The following is an 18938-nucleotide window of genomic DNA, read 5'->3' as shown; positions in this document are numbered from 1 at the left end:
TCAATGCCGGATGGCGGCATAACGCCGTATCCGGCCTACAAAAAGTGTAGGCCTGATAAGCAAAACGTTATCAGGCTTGCATCAGATAGAGAATTTTTTCCCGCCGCGGTGCGCAGCTGAAGTTTGACCGTTTGCGCCATACAACGCCGGTTCCTGGTGCGGTTTCAGCACTTGTATTGCTTGTTGATTACGCTCGATCTGCCCTTCCAGCAGCCAACCATTGTGCTGGTTGAGGTCGCGTAAGTGCTGCGTTTTCTTGGTGATAGTCTGCCAGCGTTCAGCAATCTCATCATTGGCGCTGCGCGTGGCGTCATGCTCCAGGCGGCGCTGTTGCTCAAGATAATCAAGGGTTGCCAGCAGCGAGCTTTTTTCTTCTGTAATACGCTGTAGCTGGCTGCCATTGATATGCCCTGCGGAAAGCTGCTGCTGTTCAGCATCCATTACCGTTTTCAGGTCATTGAGGACAGTCGTCATCTGGTCAAGTATTTCTGACAAACGAGTCATACTTTATTTACTCTGTAGGTAGCTCTGCGCCTCGCGAATCAGCGAGTCGGCAATTTTTCCGGTATCCATTTTCAATTCACCGTTACGGATTGCGGTTTTCAGTGCTTCCACGCGTTCCATATTAATGTCATTGGTGCCGGGCTGCATCAGTTTGGCCTGGGCGTCGCTCAGCATGACGCTGGTGCTGGTGGTCGCGGTGGTTTTTTCCTTCTGCGCTTTTTGTACCGGCGCATCGCTGGTTTCACGCGGCTGAACGGTGCTTACTGGCTTCAATGGTGAGGTACGATCAATGCTCATTTTATTTTTCCTCATCGAGGGGTTACGCTATAGCGGCCCGCTGTAATCATTGGTTGTTTATCTATCGGCACACGCTAAAAAATCTTTAACCTATTATAGGTTAATAAGAATATTCCCATCAGAATCGACGACGCCGCTCACCACCTGGCCTGAAATCATCCGCACTCGCGCATTCTGTGCGACAGCGGCGTTGTTCAGCGCTTTACCTTCGGCATTAACCCGAAAGCCATCTCCGTTGGCAATAACCAGCACGCGCTGACCGGCCTTGATCCGCCATGCCTGGCGCAACATCGAAAGCTGTATCGGTTGGCCCGGGACCAGATCGCGCAGGCTCACAGCATCCTGCACCTGACTCATATCCAGCACCGCGCGCGGCGGTAGTTGGTCCAGCCGACCACGTTTCAGCGTTACGCTGGCTGGGGTCAGGGTGCTACCTCGCGCTACAGGCGCGGCGGCTACTACGTAGTTTCCCGTCGCCTGCACGTTCACCTGCAGATAACGTTTTTCGTTGGCGCAGCGAGCCAGCACATTCACATTACCCCACAGTTTCGCGCTACCTGACACGCTTAATGCCGGTTGCTCACAGCTCGGCAATAAGTTTGGTGACGTTCGGATAGTGACCACCACCTCATCGCTAAATCCGGCCAGGCGCTGGGAAAACCATGCCGTTAGCTGCGAATTTAGGTCTTGCGCCAGCGTCATAGGGCTGAACAGCAGTGCTGCCACGACTATTCCACGTTTAAACGTTTGCATCAAAACCTCGCGCTTTTTCAGGTAGTGGCAGGATTTTACCTGTGTGACGCAGTCATCAACGCAACAAATAGCGACGCATTTTGCGTTTATTCCGGCGATAACGCGCGCGTAATGGGATTTAAGCTGTCGGCTGAATTTTGTCATTTGCGGAGGAGATATGCTCGATAAGCTCGACGCCGCCTTACGTTTTCAACAGGAAGCGCTGAATTTGCGCGCCCAACGCCAGGAAATTTTGGCGGCCAACATTGCCAATGCCGACACGCCGGGGTACCAGGCGCGCGACCTGGATTTCGCCAGTGAATTAAAAAAAGTCATGGTGCGAGGACGGGAAGAAACCGGTGGCGTTTCGTTGACGCTGACCTCTGCACAACACATTCCGGCCCAGACCGTTTCTTCGCCGTCTACGGAGCTGCTCTACCGTATTCCTGACCAGCCATCTCTTGATGGCAACACGGTGGATATGGACCGGGAGCGCACGCAATTTGCAGACAACAGCCTCAAGTATCAAATGGGGCTGACCGCGCTGGGTGGGCAAATCAAAGGCATGATGAACGTGCTGCAAGGAGGGAACTAATTCGTGGCGCTGTTAAATATTTTTGATATCGCAGGTTCTGCGCTGACGGCTCAGTCTAAACGCCTGAACGTCGCGGCCAGCAACATGGCGAATGCGGATAGCGTCAGCGGGCCCGACGGTCAGCCGTATCGCGCGAAACAGGTTGTTTTTCAGGTAGATGCTGCGCCAGGTGCGGCAACTGGTGGCGTAAAAGTTGCTGACGTCATTGAAAGTCAGGCACCGGATAAGCTGGTTTATGAACCCGGTAATCCGCTGGCCGATGCGAATGGCTACGTAAAAATGCCGAATGTGGACGTTGTTGGCGAGATGGTCAACACCATGTCTGCCTCACGTAGCTACCAGGCAAACGTCGAAGTGCTCAACACCGTAAAAAGCTTGATGCTCAAAACGCTTACGTTAGGCCAGTAAAGGAGGCGCATATGTCTATTGCTGTAACCATGAATGACCCGAGCAATGCAGGCGTTAAAGCTGCCACCGGGAATAGCTCCCTGACGGGCAGCAATGCCGCTGACCTGCAAAGCAGTTTTCTGACGTTGCTGGTCGCACAACTGAAAAACCAGGACCCAACCAATCCGCTGCAAAACAATGAACTGACCACCCAACTGGCGCAAATTAGTACCGTGAGCGGGATTGAGAAACTGAACACCACGTTAGGGTCGATCTCCGGGCAGATCGACAACAGTCAGTCGCTGCAGGCCAGTACGCTGATTGGCCACGGGGTCATGATCCCGGGTACCACCATCCTGACCGGTAAAGGGACGGAAGAGGGTGCCAAAACCACGACAACACCATTTGGCGTTGAGCTGCAGCAACCGGCAGATAAGGTTACCGCAACCATTACCGATAAAGACGGCAAAGTGGTACGCACCATTGACATTGGTGGATTGAAAGCGGGCGTTCATACTTTTACCTGGGACGGCACCATGACCGATGGCACGGATGCACCAAGCGGTTCTTACAACGTGTCAATTGCTGCCAGCAATGGCGGAACGCAACTGGTGGCACAGCCGCTTCAGTTTGCGCTGGTGCAGGGCGTTATTCGCAGTAACGGCGGTAATACGCTGGATCTTGGCACCTATGGAACCACCACCCTCGACGAAGTACGGCAGATAATTTAAGCCTTCACACTTATCAGGAGTAAGTCATGGCCTTTTCTCAAGCGGTCAGCGGTCTTAACGCTGCAGCGACCAACCTCGATGTCATTGGTAACAACATCGCCAACTCCGCCACCTACGGTTTTAAATCCGGTACGGCATCTTTTGCCGATATGTTTGCCGGTTCGAAAGTCGGTTTGGGCGTTAAAGTTGCGGGTATTACTCAGGACTTTACCGACGGTACTACCACCAACACCGGACGTGGTCTGGATGTTGCTATCAGCCAGAACGGTTTTTTCCGTATGGTAGACAGCAACGGTTCCGTTTTCTACAGCCGTAACGGTCAGTTCAAGCTCGATGAAAATCGCAATATCGTTAACATGCAGGGGCTGCAGTTGACGGGCTATCCGGCTACCGGTACCCCACCGACAGTTCAGCAGGGTGCAAACCCGGCACCGATCACTATCCCGAATACGCTGATGGCGGCTAAATCCACCACTACTGCGTCAATGCAGGTCAACCTGAACTCCACTGACAAGGTCCCTACCAAAACCCCGTTTAACCCAAGCGATGCCGATTCCTACAACAAAAAAGGCAGTGTTACCGTTTTCGATAGCCAGGGTAACGCTCATGACATGAACATTTTTTATGTCAAAAATGCGCAGAGCAACACTTGGGAAGTTTTCACTCAAGATGCTTCTACTGGGGATGCTGAGAAATCGGCAGGGTTTATGCGTTTTGATAATAATGGTTTGTTTTTAGGTATTAGTGCCACGGCAGCCGAGTTACCACCGACGGCTCCAGCCGTCTGGCCAAAGGATATCAAAATTACAACCGGTACGATCAATGGCGCAGTTCCGGCGAACTTCTCTCTGAGCTTCCTGAACTCCATGCAGCAAAACACCGGCGCCAACAACATCGTCGCCACGAATCAGAACGGCTACAAGCCGGGCGATCTGGTGAGTTACCAGATTAACAATGACGGAACGGTGGTCGGTAACTACTCCAACGAACAGCAACAGGTTCTCGGGCAGATCGTGCTGGCAAACTTTGCCAATAACGAAGGTCTGGCATCTCAGGGCGATAACGTCTGGGCGGCGACTCAGGCTTCCGGCGTGGCGCTGCTGGGTACCGCAGGCGAAGGTAACTTTGGCAAACTGACCAACGGTGCGCTGGAAGCGTCAAACGTGGATTTGAGTAAAGAACTGGTGAATATGATTGTCGCCCAGCGTAACTATCAGTCGAACGCGCAGACTATCAAAACCCAGGATCAGATCCTCAACACGCTGGTCAACCTGCGCTAAGCGCCTGACGGGATGGCTTAATGGATCACGCAATTTATACCGCCATGGGCGCGGCCAGTCAGACGCTGAATCAACAGGCGGTGACGGCCAGCAACCTGGCAAACGCCTCCACGCCAGGGTTTCGTGCACAGCTCAATGCACTGCGCGCGGTTCCTGTAGAAGGATTGTCTTTACCGACACGTACGCTGGTCGTGGCCTCCACGCCGGGGGCCGATATGACGCCGGGTCAGATGGACTATACCTCCCGCCCGCTGGATGTGGCGCTGCAACAGGATGGCTGGTTGGCTGTGCAGACCGCGGATGGTAGCGAAGGATATACCCGTAACGGCGCTATTCAGGTAAGCCCAACGGGTGAACTGACTATTCAGGGACACCCGGTAATTGGCGAAGCCGGACCGATAGCCGTACCAGAAGGTTCAGAAGTCACCATTGCGGCGGACGGGACAATTTCTGCACTTAACCCTGGCGATCCGGCTAATACGGTCGCGCCAGTGGGGCGGTTGAAGCTGGTGAAGGCAACAGGGATCGAAGTGCAACGTGGCGATGACGGTATGTTCCGTCTGACCCAGGCCGCACAGGCTACCCGTGGTGCGACGTTACAGGCCGACCCCAGCATCCGTGTGATGTCGGGCGTGCTGGAAGGCAGTAACGTTAAACCGGTTGCTGCGATGAGCGACATGATCGCCAACGCCCGCCGCTTTGAAATGCAGATGAAAATTATCAGTAGCGTGGATGATAACGCGGGCCGCGCCAACCAACTGCTGTCGATGAGTTAATACAGGACATTTTATGATCAGTTCATTATGGATCGCCAAAACCGGCCTGGATGCGCAGCAAACCAACATGGATGTGATTGCCAACAACCTGGCAAACGTCAGCACCAACGGATTTAAGCGCCAACGTGCCGTGTTTGAAGATCTGTTGTACCAGACGATTCGTCAGCCTGGCGCACAGTCTTCTGAGCAGACCACATTGCCGTCTGGTTTGCAGATTGGTACCGGCGTACGTCCGGTTGCGACCGAGCGTTTACACAGCCAGGGTAACCTGTCGCAGACCAACAACAGTAAAGATGTGGCGATTAAAGGCCAGGGCTTTTTCCAGGTCATGTTGCCCGATGGTACGTCCGCTTATACCCGCGACGGTTCTTTCCAGGTGGATCAGAACGGTCAGTTGGTGACGGCGGGTGGTTTTCAGGTTCAGCCTGCCATCACCATTCCGGCCAACTCGCTCAGTATCACCATTGGACGCGACGGTATTGTCAGCGTGACCCAACAGGGACAGGCGGCGCCTGTTCAGGTCGGGCAGCTTAACCTGACAACTTTCATGAACGATACCGGTCTGGAAAGCATTGGTGAGAATCTGTACACCGAAACGCAGTCATCCGGTGCGCCGAACGAGAGCACGCCGGGGCTGAACGGCGCGGGTCTGCTGTATCAGGGCTATGTTGAAACCTCTAACGTCAACGTGGCGGAAGAGCTGGTAAACATGATCCAGGTTCAGCGTGCTTACGAAATCAACAGTAAAGCGGTATCGACCACCGATCAGATGCTGCAAAAACTGACGCAACTCTAAAGTGGAGTCCGGTGGGGTGAAAACCTCACCGGCACACTGATTTTGAAGATGACCGCAATGCGAAAACACGCGCTTCACCCATACCCTATTTTAGCCCTGCTGGTGGTTTCACTAACAGGATGTGCCTGGATCCCGGCTACTCCCCTCGTGCAGGGCGCGACGACTGCCCAGCCCGTTCCAGGTCCAACGCCGGTGGCGAATGGCTCAATCTTCCAGTCGGCACAACCGATTAACTATGGTTATCAGCCACTCTTTGAAGACCGTCGTCCACGCAATATTGGCGATACGCTGACCATCGTGTTGCAGGAAAACGTCAGCGCGAGCAAAAGCTCTTCGGCGAACGCCAGCCGCGACGGCAAGACAAACTTTGGTTTTGATACCGTACCGCGCTATCTGCAAGGTCTGTTCGGTAACGAACGTGCCGACGTAGAAGCCTCAGGCGGTAACTCCTTTAACGGTAAAGGCGGCGCGAACGCCAGAAATACCTTCAGCGGTACGCTGACCGTAACGGTCGATCAGGTACTGGTGAATGGCAACTTACATGTCGTGGGTGAAAAACAGATCGCCATAAATCAGGGCACTGAATTCATTCGCTTCTCCGGGGTCGTTAACCCGCGCACCATCAGTGGCAGCAACTCCGTACCGTCAACCCAGGTTGCGGACGCGCGTATTGAGTACGTCGGCAACGGCTACATCAATGAAGCACAAAATATGGGCTGGTTGCAGCGTTTCTTCCTTAACTTGTCGCCGATGTAAGCGAGGTACCCCGTGTTTAAATTTTTTGTTGGAATGGCACTGGTGCTGGTAACCGCCTTCGCGCATGCCGACCGTATTCGTGACCTGACCAGCGTGCAGGGCGTGCGGGAAAACTCGCTGATTGGTTATGGGTTGGTGGTAGGTCTGGATGGCACAGGTGACCAGACCACCCAGACGCCGTTTACCACGCAAACGCTCAACAACATGCTTTCGCAGTTGGGGATCACCGTGCCAACTGGCACCAATATGCAGCTGAAAAACGTGGCGGCGGTAATGGTCACCGCGCAGTTCCCGGCCTTTGGCCGTCAAGGGCAAACCATTGATGTGGTGGTCTCCTCTATGGGGAACGCCAAAAGCCTGCGCGGCGGTACGCTGCTGATGACCCCGCTGAAAGGGGTCGATAGCCAGGTATATGCGTTGGCGCAGGGGAATATTCTGGTTGGCGGTGCCGGCGCGGCTGCGGGTGGCAGCAGCGTGCAGGTAAACCAGCTCAATGGCGGACGCATTACCAACGGCGCGACCATCGAACGTGAATTACCCAGCCAGTTCGGCGGCGGTAACACCATTAATCTGCAGCTGAATAATGAAGATTTCGCGATGGCGCAGCAAATTACCGACACTATTAACCGCTCGCGTGGCTTTGGCAGCGCAACGGCGTTGGATGCCCGCACTATTCAGGTGCGGGTGCCAAGCGGCAACAGCTCGCAGGTGCGCTTCCTTGCTGATATCCAGAATATGGAGGTGAACGTCACGCCGCAGGATGCGAAAGTGATTATCAACTCGCGCACCGGATCTGTCGTCATGAACCGCGAAGTAACGCTGGATAGCTGTGCCGTGGCACAAGGCAACTTGTCGATCACGGTGAACCGCCAGGCGAACGTCAGCCAGCCGGACACACCGTTTGGCGGTGGACAAACCGTAGTGACGCCGCAAACCCAGATTGACCTGCGCCAAAGCGGTGGTTCACTGCAAAGCGTGCGTTCCAGCGCCAACCTGAACAATGTTGTGCGTGCGCTGAATGCACTGGGGGCAACGCCGATGGATCTGATGTCCATTCTGCAATCGATGCAGAGCGCGGGTTGCTTACGCGCCAAACTGGAAATCATCTAATGATTGGTGACAGCAAACTGCTGACCAGTGCCGCCTGGGATGCGCAATCTCTGAACGAACTGAAAGCGAAAGCGGGTCAGGACCCGGCGGCGAATATCCGCCCGGTCGCCCGTCAGGTTGAAGGGATGTTCGTGCAAATGATGTTGAAAAGCATGCGTGAAGCGCTGCCGAAAGATGGCATGTTTAGCAGCGATTCAACGCGCTTGTATACCAGCATGTATGACCAACAAATTGCACAGCAGATGACCGCAGGCAAAGGTCTGGGGCTGGCTGAAATGATGGTCAAGCAGATGACTGAAGGGCAAGCGCAACCTGCGGGTGACGCGCCGCAGGTGCCGATGAAGTTTTCACTGGAAACGGTGACTAGCTATCAAAATCAGGCACTGACGCAACTGGTCCGCAAAGCCATCCCCCGGGCGACAGAAAGCAATGATGAGCCGCTGTCAGGTGACAGCAAAGACTTCCTCGCCCAGCTGTCACTGCCGGCTAAGCTGGCCAGTCAGCAGAGCGGGGTCCCGCATCATCTGATTTTGGCGCAGGCGGCGCTGGAGTCCGGATGGGGGCAGCGACAAATTCGTCGCGAGAATGGCGAACCGAGTTTCAACATTTTTGGTGTGAAGGCTTCGGGAAGCTGGAAAGGTCCAACCACTGAAATCACCACCACTGAATATGAGAACGGTGAGGCGAAAAAGGTGAAAGCCAGATTCCGTGTCTATAGCTCTTACCTTGAGGCGTTGTCGGATTATGTCGGTCTGATATCCCGTAACCCGCGCTATGCGGCGGTGACCGCTGCCGCGACCGCCGAACAGGGGGCGCAGGCATTGCAAAATGCGGGTTACGCCACAGACCCTAACTATGCACGTAAATTAACCAGCATGATCCAGCAGTTGAAATCGATGAGCGAAAAGGTGAGTAAAACCTACAGCACGAATCTCGATAATCTCTTTTAAATAGCTCAAGTCTACCGACCTGCTGCCGATAATAACGAGTATTGAAGGATTACAAGGAACCTCCATGTCCAGCTTGATTAATAACGCGATGAGTGGACTCAGCGCAGCGCAGGCCGCGTTGAATACTGCCAGTAATAACATCTCCAGCTATAACGTTGCCGGATATACCCGACAAACAACAATTATGGCGCAAGCGAACAGCACGCTGGGTGCGGGGGGCTGGGTAGGCAATGGCGTCTATGTTTCTGGTGTACAACGTGAATATGACTCCTTTATCACTAACCAGTTGCGAGCAGCGCAGAACCAGAGCAGCGGTCTGACGACGCGTTATGAGCAAATGTCAAAGATAGACAATTTGCTCTCCAGCAAAACCAGTTCTATTTCGACCTCAATGCAGGACTTTTTTACCAGCCTGCAAACGCTGGTCAGCAACGCCGAAGATCCGGCGGCGCGCCAGGCGCTGATCGGTAAAGCTGATGGGTTGGTAAATCAGTTTAAAACGACCGACCAGTATCTGCGCGATCAGGATAAGCAGGTTAATACCGCGATTAAAGCCAGCGTTGATCAGATCAACAACTATTCGAAACAAATTGCCAGCCTCAACGACCAGATTTCTCGTATGACAGGCGTCGGCGCAGGTGCATCTCCTAACGACCTGCTTGACCAACGCGATCAGCTGGTCAGTGAACTGAATCAGATTGTCGGTGTTGAAGTCAGCGTTCAGGATGGTGGCACCTACAACCTGACAATGGCCAACGGCTATTCGCTGGTGCAGGGTAGCAATGCACGCCAACTGGCGGCAGTACCTTCCAGCGACGATCCTAATCGAACAACAGTGGCCTACGTTGATGGGGTTGCCGGAGCTGTTGAAATTCCTGAGAAACTGTTGAATACCGGTTCACTGGGCGGACTGCTCACCTTCCGTTCGCAGGAGCTGGATCAGACGCGTAATACCCTAGGCCAACTGGCACTTGCATTTGCCAGTGCATTTAACGCCCAGCATAAAGAAGGTTTTGATGCCAACGGCGATAAGGGTGGGAATTTCTTTGATATCGGCAGCCCGTCTGTACTGAGTAATGCTAAAAATACTGGCAAAGCGGAATTAACTGCAGAAGTTGGTGACAGTTCGAAAGTACAGGCTACCGACTATAAGGTTGTGTTCAGTGGCGGTAAGTGGCAGGTGACGCGTCTGGCAGATAACACAACGTTTGAAGCTACACCAGGTGCGGACGGAAAACTGGATATTGATGGTCTGAAAGTGACAGTGACTATTAATCCCCCCAACCCCGGGCCTCAAGAGAATGACAGTTTTATTCTGAAACCGGTAGAAAACGTTATCGTTGATATGAAAGTCAAGGTGACCGACGAGTCGAAAATCGCCATGGCGTCAGAGAAAAACACTGATCCTGCTGCGGATACAGGTGCAAGCGATAACCGTAACGGTCAGAAACTGCTGGATCTGCAAACCAAAGCGACTGTCGGCAATAAGACCTTCAACGATGCATATGCCACGCTGGTAAGCGATGTCGGGAACAAAACCGCTACGCTGAAAACCAGCGCCACCACCCAGAACAACGTGGTGACACAGCTTTACCGGCAGCAACAGTCTATTTCCGGCGTTAACCTCGACGAAGAGTACGGTAATTTACAGCGTTTTCAGCAGTATTACCTGGCTAATGCTCAAGTGCTGCAGACCGCGAATGCGTTGTTTGATGCACTGATTAATATCCGCTAAGGGAGAAGGAGACTATGCGTATTAGCACCCAGATGATGTACCAGCAGAACATGCGCGGCATCACTAACTCTCAGGCGGAATGGATGAAGTTCGGCGAGCAAATGTCAACGGGCAAGCGCGTGATCAACCCATCAGACGATCCGATTGCCGCCTCGCAGGCCGTGGTACTTTCTCAGGCTCAGGCGCAGAACAGCCAATATACGCTGGCACGCTCGTTCGCGACGCAAAAGGTGTCGCTGGAAGAGAACGTTCTGAGCCAGGTGACGACGGCGATCCAGACCGCGCAGGAAAAAATCGTTAGCGCGGGCAACGGTACGTTAAGTGATGATGACCGTGCATCGTTAGCCACCGACCTGCAGGGGATCCGCGATCAGCTGATGAACCTGGCGAACAGCACTGACGGTAATGGGCGCTATATTTTCGGTGGATATAAAACAGAATCCGCACCGTTTGCGCAGGCTGATGGTTCCTACAGTGGCGGTGCCACAAATGTGACCCAGCAGGTTGATGCTTCCCGTACCATGGTCATTGGCCATACGGGCGATAAAATCTTCGCCAGCCTGACCAGCAACGCCGTACCGGAACCACCGGGTAGCACTCAGGAAAAGAACCTGTTCAAAATGCTGGATAGCGCGATTGATGCGCTTAACACACCGATTGCGGGCAATGATGCGGCAAAAGATATCGCCGCAGCAGCTATCGATAAAACCAATCGTGGTCTGAAAAACTCACTGAATAACGTGCTTTCCGTTCGTGCAGAATTAGGTACGCAACTGAGTGAATTAAGCTCGCTGGATTCACTGGGTGCCGATCGTGCATTAGGGCAAACCCAACAGATGAGTAACCTGGTGGATGTCGACTGGAATGCGGCGATTTCGTCTTACGTCATGCAGCAGGCCGCGCTTCAGGCTTCTTATAAAGCGTTTACCGATATGCAGGGCATGTCGCTGTTCCAGCTTAACCGGTAACGACTGATTTTGAACATATCATGAAACTGGATATGTTTGTCTGCCCGCTCCCTTAACACCCGGAGCGGGCATTTTTTTAGGCAACCGACGTCTTACTAAGCGACGGGTTCCCCGTCAGTCTTATGACCAACGCGATCGCACTGCTGAAGGTTGCCAGCGTCACCACACCTTCCCAGTTGGCAAGCGCATAGACCTGACTCCCGAGAACGGAACCCAGCGCCATACCGATAAACACCATCGTAAACAGCAGAGCGTTCAATCGTCCTCGTGCCTGAGGCTCCAGGCTATAGACCTGGTTTTGGTGGGCAACCAGGCTGGATTGCAATCCGAGATCAAAACCTACCGCAGAAAGGGCGAAAAGCAGCCACTGCCCCTGAACGGGCAGGGCGGGTAACAAAAACATCAGTGCGAAAGATACCGTTACCAGCAAAGCACCCAATTGCGTCACTTTTGCTGCACCCACTTTATCGGCAAGATGGCCCGCCATGGGTGCAGCAAGGGCTCCGGCTGCTCCCGCGATACCAAAAGCACCCGCTATAGCGCTACCCAAGTGGTAATGCTCAGATAACATCACCGCCAGCGTAGACCAGAAGGCGCTAAAAGCAATGGACAGAAAGCCTTGTGCCAGTGCTGCGCGGCGCAAGGTGGAATATTGTTGCCAAAGTTGCACCATCGAGAGCATTAATGATGGATAGCTCAACGTGGAATGGACCGTAAAACGAGGCAGTGCTTTCCACAAAATCGCGGTAATTACGGCAATACTGACGGCAGCAAGTTGGTACATCTCACGCCAGCCAAACGCCTCACCGACCAGTCCACTGACGGTACGTGAGAGCAAAATTCCCAGCAGAAGGCCCGTCATTACGGTGCCCACCGTTTTTCCCTGTTTGCCTTCGGGCGCCAGTATTGCCGCCGCAGGCACAATATCTTGTGCCATGGTTGCCGCCATGCCCATCAACAGGCTCACTATTAACAGTGAATGCAACTGCCCGGTAAAGCTGCATGCCAGAAGCAGCACAGCAAGAGAGATACTTTTCAGCAGGATTAATGTCCTGCGGTCATAACGATCGCCCAATGGCAATAAAAACAAAATACCCAGCGCGTATCCCGCCTGGGTCAGCGTCGGGACCAACCCCATGCCGGTAATACTTAAGTTCAGATCCTGACCCATTAAAGGCAGAAGGGGTTGAGCATAGTAGATAGCAGCGACACTGAATCCGGCACCTACTGCCAGAACGAAAGTGACCCAACGGGAAAGTGCGGTATATGTGTTCACAAATGATTCCTCAATCACTGGATGTGCGGCTATTTTTATCCTTCAGCGAGTGGCGTGGTAGAGAGCGCAGTGGTAAAACAGTTATACGTCAGACGTATGATGAAACTGAAAATGATAAAAAATGAGCGTATAGACAGGGTGGAGCTGATGCGTACGTTTGTGCGTATTGTCGAAGCAGGATCGCTTTCGGCAGCGGCAAAACAGATGGGGACAACGCAAGCGACCGTAAGCCGACGGTTGCAATCCCTGGAAACTCTGCTGGGTGTGAAACTGATCATGCGTACCACGCATGCGATGAAATTGACCGAAGACGGCGAAAGAGGCTACCAGCATGCCAAGAAGATTATTGATGCCTGGCTGGCGCTGGAAGATGGACTTAATGTCACGGAAGATGAACCGGTGGGGACGTTGCGAGTCCGTGCACCGCATGCGTTCGGGCAACAACAACTGCTTGAGCCGCTTTTGCAGTTTCTTTCGCGCTATCCCCAGGTAGCAGTAGAGTGGATGCTCAACGATAAAACCGTTGATTTTCTGAGCGATAATATTGACTGCGCTATCAGGGTTGGTGCCGAGGTGGATCCGGCCACGGTTGCCGTTTTACTGGCTGAAGTTCCCCGTAGTATGGTGGCGAGCCCTGGGCTGCTGGAACAATACTGCGAGCTTTCTCATCCTGAGCAGTTATCAGCGCTGCCCTGGATTGCCGTGAATACGTTTTATCAACATAGCGTTTCGTTGTTGCACCAATTGCGTAATGAGCCAGTCACGTTGAATATTTCACCCAGATTAAGTACCGACAGTATTTATGTCGCAAGGAATGCCGCGCTGGCAGGGTTGGGAGTGACTATTGTTTCAAGTTGGATGGTGGCGGAGGATATTGCCAACGGACGTCTGGTTGCGTTGCTACCTGAGTGGCATGCGGCGCCGTTGCCTGTACATTTGGTTTATCCGTGGGCGCGTTACTATCCGATTCGCTTACGCAAGTTTCTGGCCTTAATGAAGGATGTTATGCCGCAGCTGACGGGGATGAAAGGCGTAGATCAGATATAAAAAAGCCGACCCGAAGGCCGGCTTTGATATTGATTATGGCTTACTCGACAGGCTGAGGACGTGTTGCTGGCGCAGTCGCTTGATGCGTTGCACTGTGTCCACCTGCGGCACCTTTGCCTTCAAAGGCGAATGCCGGACGCTGCCAGTCGCTATGACGCGGCGCTTCTGGTACATATTCCGGTGCCGGGGCGCGGGTCATCGGTGCGGTCGCATGGCTGTGAAGGTGTTCAGCATCAACACTGGCTGCGACAACTACAGGCTTAACGACAGTCGCTTCTACAATTGGCGCTGCAACAACTTCCTGCGGTGCAGCAACTTCTTCAACAACTGGCGCTGTTTCCACAACTTCGGCAATCTCTTCAACCACTTCTGGCTGGGAAATAACAACCTCTGCAGGCTCTTCGACAACCGGCGCAGTCACAACGTCAGCCACAGGTTCGGCTTCAGCGGCGATTTCTTCTGCAACGGGCGCATCAGATGCAGCGATAATTTGTGGTTGTTCCTCGACCGGGGTCGCAATGACTTCCGGATGCGTGGTTTCAACCTGTGTGGTTTCAACAACGGGGGCCTGAGGCTCAGCTACGACAATCTCTGGCTGCACGGCTTCAACTGGCGCAGGGGCATCCACAATGTGTTCCACGGCAGCTGCAGCAACCTGAGGCTCTACAGCGACAGGTGCGGCTTGCTGCTGGACCATTTCTTGTTCGCGCTGTTCTTCAACCTGCTGATCCTGAGGACGTGCGACAGGGTAGCGGATCCAAACTTTACCGGACGCTAATTCAGGAGATGCACAGGCGACCGTTAATGGCATCGGTGACTGAACCGGATAACGCTCGTCACGGTAACGACGACGACGCTGTCCACTGACGCGCAGATGGCGAGGGGAGCGACGGGAGCGACGCGGCATACCATTGGAGTCACGCGCGTCGCTGTTGTCTTCCTGCTCAGTCGCAACGACGGCTGGCAGATCAACTTTCGCCAGTTCGGTGCGTTGTGCTGGTGCAGGCTGTTCTGTTGGCTGAGCGGCAGCGGTTTCAGCGACTACTGCGGCAGTTGCCACTTCGGTTTCAACCGCCGGGCTGTCAGTGAAACGAACTTTCTGAGTCAATTGACGCTGCTTACGGCGAGTCTGAGGCTGACGTACGCGCTCTTCCTGCTCGGCATCCTGCACAGGTTGTTCAGCCTGGTTCAGCTCTTTAACTTCCTGCTGAGCCTGACGCTTGTCATCGTTACGACGGCGGTTGCGTTCGCGACGCGGAGCCTGCTGCTCATCGCCAGATTTCGCTTTGTCTGCAACGTCAGTAGTTTGCTGGCGGTTATCGCGAGCTTCCGCATTTTGCTGCTGTGACTGACGACGGTTACGGCGGTTATCTTCACGGTTTTCGCCGTTTTCTGAACGTTCGTTACGGTTGTCACGGTCACCGCGATTATCACGGTTATCACGACGATCGTTACGGTCGCGACGATTGTTCTGACGCGGTTTACGACGATCCTGCTGGCGTTCGGTTTTCTCTTCAGCTTTCGGCGCAGGTTGTTCAACCGGTTTCACTTCTTCGCTACCACCGAAGATGGACTTCAGTGCGCCAAAGAAACGGCTAATCAAACCGGGCTGTGCGGCAACGGCTGCGGTCGCTGCCGCTGCTTTAGGCGCGGCGGCTTTCGCGGCAGGTTCCTGCAGAGCAGGGGCTGGCGGAACGTCTGGCATGGCGAAGGTAGCCAGCGCCGGTTGCTCAGGCTGTTTACGCTCGACGTACTCTTCTTCCGTCGGCAATGCCATTGCCTCTTCATGCAGTTTCGGCAGTAGATAGCTCAGGGTCGGCGTTTCTTCCCCTTTACGTACGCGCAGCACAGAATAGTGCGGGGTTTCCATCTGATCGTTTGGCACGATCACACAGCGCACGCCATTCTGACGCGTCTCGATTGCATTTACCGCGGTACGCTTTTCGTTGAGCAGATAGGAAGCGATAGGCACAGGAACAATAGCGTGTACTTCCTGCGTATTTTCTTTCAGTGCTTCTTCTTCGATCAGACGCAGAATAGACAGCGACAGTGATTCGTTATCACGTACAGTACCGGTACCGGAGCAGCGCGGGCACACGTGATGGCTGGATTCACCCAGTGACGGGCTCAGACGCTGACGGGACATTTCCAGCAGACCGAAGCGAGAAATATGGCTGATCTGAATACGCGCTCTGTCCTGGCGTACGGCCTCGCGCAGACGGTTTTCAACCGCGCGCTGGTGACGAACCGGCGTCATATCAATGAAGTCGATTACAATCAGACCGCCGAGGTCGCGCAGACGCAGCTGACGCGCAATTTCATCGGCTGCTTCAAGGTTGGTGTTGAACGCTGTTTCTTCGATGTCGCCGCCGCGGGTTGCGCGTGCGGAGTTGATATCGATAGCGGTCAGTGCTTCAGTGCTGTCGATAACGATTGAGCCGCCGGACGGCAGACGCACTTCGCGTTGGAACGCGGACTCAATCTGAGACTCGATCTGATAGTGGCTGAACAGCGGGATTTCGCCGGTGTACAGTTTGATTTTGCTGCTGAAATCCGGACGACCCAGCGCCGCGATGTGCTGACGCGCCATCTCCATGACTTTTGGGTTGTCGATGAGGATTTCGCCGATGTCCTGGCGCAGATAGTCGCGGAAGGCACGCACGATAACGTTGCTTTCCTGATGGATCAGGAACGGAGCAGGGCGGCTGTCAGCGGCTTTTTGAATCGCTTCCCAGTGCTTCAGGCGGAAGCTCAGGTCCCACTGCAGCGCTTCGGCGGATTTGCCTACCCCTGCGGTACGCACGATAAGCCCCATGCCATCAGGCAGTTCCAGGCTTGCCAGCGCTTCTTTTAATTCGGTACGGTCGTCGCCTTCAATGCGACGGGAGATGCCGCCCGCGCGCGGGTTGTTCGGCATCAGAACCAGATAACTACCTGCCAGGCTGATAAAGGTAGTCAGCGCAGCGCCTTTGTTGCCGCGTTCTTCTTTATCGATCTGAACGATGACTTCCTGACCTTCACGCAACACGTCTTTAATGTTGGGGCGACCATGGGAGTTGTAGTTAGCGGGAAAGTATTCGCGGGCAATTTCTTTTAACGGGAGGAAACCGTGACGTTCAGCGCCGTAATCAACAAAAGCAGCTTCCAGACTCGGTTCAATACGGGTAATTTTGCCTTTATAGATGTTGGCTTTTTTCTGTTCGTGTCCAGGACTTTCGATATCCAGATCGTACAGACGTTGCCCATCTACAAGGGCGACACGCAACTCTTCCTGCTGAGTCGCGTTAATTAACATTCTTTTCATCGTAACTTACTCATTATTCTTACATTGACGACTAAGCTGCGGGCAGAGTAATGCCTTTCCGGGTGTGAACCGATGGCCTCGTGTCTATTCGCGTCGCCAACCTCACGGTTATCGTCAGCTCAAAGAGGCGCAGAGTGTCGGTTGCCTGTATTTCATACGGAAACACAGCGCAATTATCAGGGGAACAGTCTGGGTGTTACTCTCCAGAGAAGCTTCCATTGTGCTTGTCGTCTTTCACGCTGTCGGTGCGTTGGCTTTATCTTCTCACCCTGGTCACTTACAGGAGTAAGAACCTGGGGGTATCCAGACTTGCCGCCTTCCTACAATGTGAAATCCATAGAGCACTTACCGGTAAGGACTGCAACCCGCAGCCCGCTAACTGCCTGAAAGATCAATACGTCTTACGCCATTGCTGCGTTGATGATCGGTCGGGCAAAATTGGGTCATTCCGGAAAAGTTCTTGTTTTAACAAGATTCAACACGGAAACAACCGCATTATTCCACTGCTAACCTTGTTATAGCAAGATGACTTTTGCCATTTATCACCCGGTTACTCACAGTTTTTTCACTTCCGCGTAGTGATTGCTTTAATAACCACCAAATCGGCTATGTCAAACTTAAGTAATAAGGTATAGCAGTTAATATAAGCATAGAAAAATGTGTGGCGCGAATCTTGATGGCTATTTAAAATCGGCCCCCATGAAAACAGAGACTCCAGCCGTAAAAACAGTTGCCATTACTGCCGACGAAGCAGGGCAACGCATCGACAACTTTTTGCGCACCCAGCTTAAGGGCGTGCCGAAAAGTATGATTTATCGCATTTTGCGTAAAGGCGAAGTGCGGGTGAATAAAAAACGCATTAAACCCGAGTACAAACTCGAAGATGGGGATATTGTGCGTATTCCACCTGTGCGTGTCGCTGAACGTGAAGAAGAGGCCATTTCGCCAAACCTGCAGAAGGTTGCGGCGCTGACCGATGTCATTTTATATGAAGATGACCACATTCTGGTGCTTAACAAACCTTCAGGTACGGCCGTGCATGGCGGAAGCGGGTTAAGCTTTGGCGTCATTGAAGGATTACGTGCGTTGCGTCCGGAAGCGCGTTTCCTTGAGCTGGTGCATCGCCTCGACCGGGATACCTCTGGTGTGCTGCTGGTTGCCAAAAAACGCTCAGCCTTGCGTTCATTGCATGAACAACTGCGTGAAAAAGGCATGCAGAAAGATTACCTCGCGCTGGTTCGAGGCCAATGGCAGTCGCATGTCAAAACCGTGCAGGCACCGCTGTTAAAGAACATTCTGCAAAGCGGTGAGCGTATCGTGCGGGTGAATCAGGAAGGCAAACCGTCAGAAACACGTTTTAAAGTGGAAGAGCGCTATGCGTTTGCCACGCTTGTGCGCTGTAGCCCGGTGACCGGACGTACGCACCAGATCCGTGTGCATACCCAGTATGCCGGTCATCCAATTGCTTTTGACGATCGCTACGGTGACCGTGAATTCGATAAGCAACTGGCGGATACGGGGTTGAACCGACTTTTCCTGCATGCCGCAGCGTTGAAGTTTACTCATCCGGGTACGGGAGAATTGATGCGTATTGAAGCGCCAATGGATAAGCAGTTGAAGCGCTGCCTCGAGGTATTACGCAGCAAAGCCTGATGCGCGTTGCTTATCAGGCCTACAATCGTGTGATGGACCGT

The 18938-nt window shown here is 53.5% G+C and carries 18 protein-coding genes; 13 read left to right on the top strand and 5 right to left on the bottom strand.

Annotation, left to right across the window (positions count from 1 at the left end):
• Nucleotides 1-81 precede the first annotated feature (81 nt).
• The 3 genes from flgN to flgA form a co-directional block, all read right to left on the bottom strand.
• Nucleotides 82-504 (bottom strand): flagella biosynthesis chaperone FlgN, encoded by a 423-nt coding sequence (gene flgN / locus OGV74_RS17020; protein WP_003036178.1) that lies wholly within the window; start codon nucleotides 502-504, stop codon nucleotides 82-84.
• A 3-nt stretch (nucleotides 505-507) separates the two neighbouring features.
• A complete protein-coding gene (gene flgM / locus OGV74_RS17015) occupies nucleotides 508-801 on the bottom strand; it encodes a flagellar biosynthesis anti-sigma factor FlgM (RefSeq protein ID WP_003036183.1) in 294 nt (97 codons plus the stop codon).
• A 93-nt stretch (nucleotides 802-894) separates the two neighbouring features.
• A complete protein-coding gene (gene flgA / locus OGV74_RS17010; protein ID WP_003036186.1) occupies nucleotides 895-1554 on the bottom strand; it encodes a flagellar basal body P-ring formation chaperone FlgA in 660 nt (219 codons plus the stop codon).
• A 157-nt stretch (nucleotides 1555-1711) separates the two neighbouring features.
• On the opposite strand from flgA, the gene flgB reads away from it, so the two are divergent.
• The 11 genes from flgB (at nucleotide 1712) to flgL (ending at nucleotide 11617) form a co-directional block, all read left to right on the top strand.
• Nucleotides 1712-2128 carry a flagellar basal body rod protein FlgB gene (gene flgB, locus OGV74_RS17005; RefSeq protein WP_003846806.1) on the top strand — a complete coding sequence of 139 codons (417 nt, stop codon included), beginning with the start codon at nucleotides 1712-1714 and terminating at the stop codon, nucleotides 2126-2128.
• A gap of 3 nt (nucleotides 2129-2131) precedes the next feature.
• Entirely contained in the window at nucleotides 2132-2536 is a 405-nt protein-coding gene (flgC, locus tag OGV74_RS17000) for a flagellar basal body rod protein FlgC (RefSeq protein ID WP_003036191.1), read from the top strand.
• Nucleotides 2537-2547: 11 nt separating this feature from the next.
• Nucleotides 2548-3246 carry a flagellar hook assembly protein FlgD gene (flgD, locus tag OGV74_RS16995; protein ID WP_003836761.1) on the top strand — a complete coding sequence of 233 codons (699 nt, stop codon included), beginning with the start codon at nucleotides 2548-2550 and terminating at the stop codon, nucleotides 3244-3246.
• Between the two features lie 26 nt (nucleotides 3247-3272).
• Nucleotides 3273-4526, top strand: coding sequence for a flagellar hook protein FlgE (gene flgE, locus OGV74_RS16990; protein ID WP_071697337.1), 1254 nt, complete (start codon nucleotides 3273-3275; stop codon nucleotides 4524-4526).
• Nucleotides 4527-4546: 20 nt separating this feature from the next.
• The gene (locus OGV74_RS16985; protein ID WP_003036200.1) at nucleotides 4547-5302 is read left to right on the top strand and encodes a flagellar basal body rod protein FlgF; all 756 of its coding nucleotides are present in this window, start codon (nucleotides 4547-4549) and stop codon (nucleotides 5300-5302) included.
• A 13-nt stretch (nucleotides 5303-5315) separates the two neighbouring features.
• Entirely contained in the window at nucleotides 5316-6098 is a 783-nt protein-coding gene (gene flgG / locus OGV74_RS16980) for a flagellar basal-body rod protein FlgG (protein WP_003036202.1), read from the top strand.
• A 57-nt stretch (nucleotides 6099-6155) separates the two neighbouring features.
• On the top strand, nucleotides 6156-6854 hold the full coding sequence (gene flgH, locus OGV74_RS16975) for a flagellar basal body L-ring protein FlgH (RefSeq protein WP_003036206.1): 699 nt from the start codon (nucleotides 6156-6158) through the stop codon (nucleotides 6852-6854).
• A gap of 33 nt (nucleotides 6855-6887) precedes the next feature.
• Entirely contained in the window at nucleotides 6888-7964 is a 1077-nt protein-coding gene (locus OGV74_RS16970) for a flagellar basal body P-ring protein FlgI (RefSeq protein WP_086504947.1), read from the top strand.
• The gene (gene flgJ, locus OGV74_RS16965; RefSeq protein ID WP_003036212.1) at nucleotides 7964-8914 is read left to right on the top strand and encodes a flagellar assembly peptidoglycan hydrolase FlgJ; all 951 of its coding nucleotides are present in this window, start codon (nucleotides 7964-7966) and stop codon (nucleotides 8912-8914) included. Before OGV74_RS16970 ends, flgJ begins: the two co-directional genes overlap by 1 nt.
• A 64-nt stretch (nucleotides 8915-8978) precedes the next feature.
• Nucleotides 8979-10649, top strand: a complete 1671-nt coding sequence (gene flgK, locus OGV74_RS16960; RefSeq protein WP_086503948.1) for a flagellar hook-associated protein FlgK — start codon at nucleotides 8979-8981, stop codon at nucleotides 10647-10649.
• Between the two features lie 14 nt (nucleotides 10650-10663).
• Nucleotides 10664-11617: a flagellar hook-associated protein FlgL gene (gene flgL / locus OGV74_RS16955; RefSeq protein ID WP_086503949.1), complete on the top strand. Its 954-nt coding sequence runs from the start codon at nucleotides 10664-10666 to the stop codon at nucleotides 11615-11617.
• Nucleotides 11618-11693: 76 nt separating this feature from the next.
• On the opposite strand, the gene OGV74_RS16950 is transcribed toward flgL, so the two are convergent.
• Nucleotides 11694-12893: an MFS transporter gene (locus OGV74_RS16950; protein WP_086503950.1), complete on the bottom strand. Its 1200-nt coding sequence runs from the start codon at nucleotides 12891-12893 to the stop codon at nucleotides 11694-11696.
• A gap of 21 nt (nucleotides 12894-12914) precedes the next feature.
• Here OGV74_RS16950 and OGV74_RS16945 point away from each other — a divergent pair, with 21 nt between their 5' ends.
• Nucleotides 12915-13940, top strand: a complete 1026-nt coding sequence (locus OGV74_RS16945) for a LysR family transcriptional regulator (RefSeq protein WP_086503951.1) — start codon at nucleotides 12915-12917, stop codon at nucleotides 13938-13940.
• 40 nt (nucleotides 13941-13980) lie between these two features.
• Here OGV74_RS16945 and rne read toward each other — a convergent pair whose 3' ends face one another.
• Complete coding sequence (rne, locus tag OGV74_RS16940) at nucleotides 13981-17244, bottom strand: ribonuclease E (RefSeq protein WP_032948990.1); 3264 nt, start codon at nucleotides 17242-17244, stop codon at nucleotides 13981-13983.
• A 699-nt stretch (nucleotides 17245-17943) separates the two neighbouring features.
• Between rne and rluC the strand changes: the two genes are divergently transcribed.
• Nucleotides 17944-18897, top strand: coding sequence for a 23S rRNA pseudouridine(955/2504/2580) synthase RluC (gene rluC, locus OGV74_RS16935; RefSeq protein WP_174329982.1), 954 nt, complete (start codon nucleotides 17944-17946; stop codon nucleotides 18895-18897).
• The last annotated feature ends 41 nt before the right edge of the window (nucleotides 18898-18938 follow it).

The sequence above is a fragment of the Citrobacter sp. Cf116 genome (assembly GCF_030336505.1).
GTDB classification, from domain to species: domain Bacteria; phylum Pseudomonadota; class Gammaproteobacteria; order Enterobacterales; family Enterobacteriaceae; genus Citrobacter; species Citrobacter freundii.
This window is presented reverse-complemented; position numbering and strand designations above follow the sequence as displayed.

Coding starts and splice junctions, on each gene's coding strand:
- flgH (WP_003036206.1), top strand. CDS start 6,156: ATGCGAAAACACGCGCTTCACCCATACCCTATTTTAGCCCTGCTGGTG.
- flgE (WP_071697337.1), top strand. CDS start 3,273: ATGGCCTTTTCTCAAGCGGTCAGCGGTCTTAACGCTGCAGCGACCAAC.
- flgG (WP_003036202.1), top strand. CDS start 5,316: ATGATCAGTTCATTATGGATCGCCAAAACCGGCCTGGATGCGCAGCAA.
- flgN (WP_003036178.1), bottom strand. CDS start 504: ATGACTCGTTTGTCAGAAATACTTGACCAGATGACGACTGTCCTCAAT.
- flgD (WP_003836761.1), top strand. CDS start 2,548: ATGTCTATTGCTGTAACCATGAATGACCCGAGCAATGCAGGCGTTAAA.
- flgM (WP_003036183.1), bottom strand. CDS start 801: ATGAGCATTGATCGTACCTCACCATTGAAGCCAGTAAGCACCGTTCAG.
- flgB (WP_003846806.1), top strand. CDS start 1,712: ATGCTCGATAAGCTCGACGCCGCCTTACGTTTTCAACAGGAAGCGCTG.
- rluC (WP_174329982.1), top strand. CDS start 17,944: ATGAAAACAGAGACTCCAGCCGTAAAAACAGTTGCCATTACTGCCGAC.
- flgK (WP_086503948.1), top strand. CDS start 8,979: ATGTCCAGCTTGATTAATAACGCGATGAGTGGACTCAGCGCAGCGCAG.
- OGV74_RS16985 (WP_003036200.1), top strand. CDS start 4,547: ATGGATCACGCAATTTATACCGCCATGGGCGCGGCCAGTCAGACGCTG.
- rne (WP_032948990.1), bottom strand. CDS start 17,244: ATGAAAAGAATGTTAATTAACGCGACTCAGCAGGAAGAGTTGCGTGTC.
- flgA (WP_003036186.1), bottom strand. CDS start 1,554: ATGCAAACGTTTAAACGTGGAATAGTCGTGGCAGCACTGCTGTTCAGC.
- flgJ (WP_003036212.1), top strand. CDS start 7,964: ATGATTGGTGACAGCAAACTGCTGACCAGTGCCGCCTGGGATGCGCAA.
- OGV74_RS16970 (WP_086504947.1), top strand. CDS start 6,888: ATGGCACTGGTGCTGGTAACCGCCTTCGCGCATGCCGACCGTATTCGT.
- flgL (WP_086503949.1), top strand. CDS start 10,664: ATGCGTATTAGCACCCAGATGATGTACCAGCAGAACATGCGCGGCATC.
- OGV74_RS16945 (WP_086503951.1), top strand. CDS start 12,915: ATGTGCGGCTATTTTTATCCTTCAGCGAGTGGCGTGGTAGAGAGCGCA.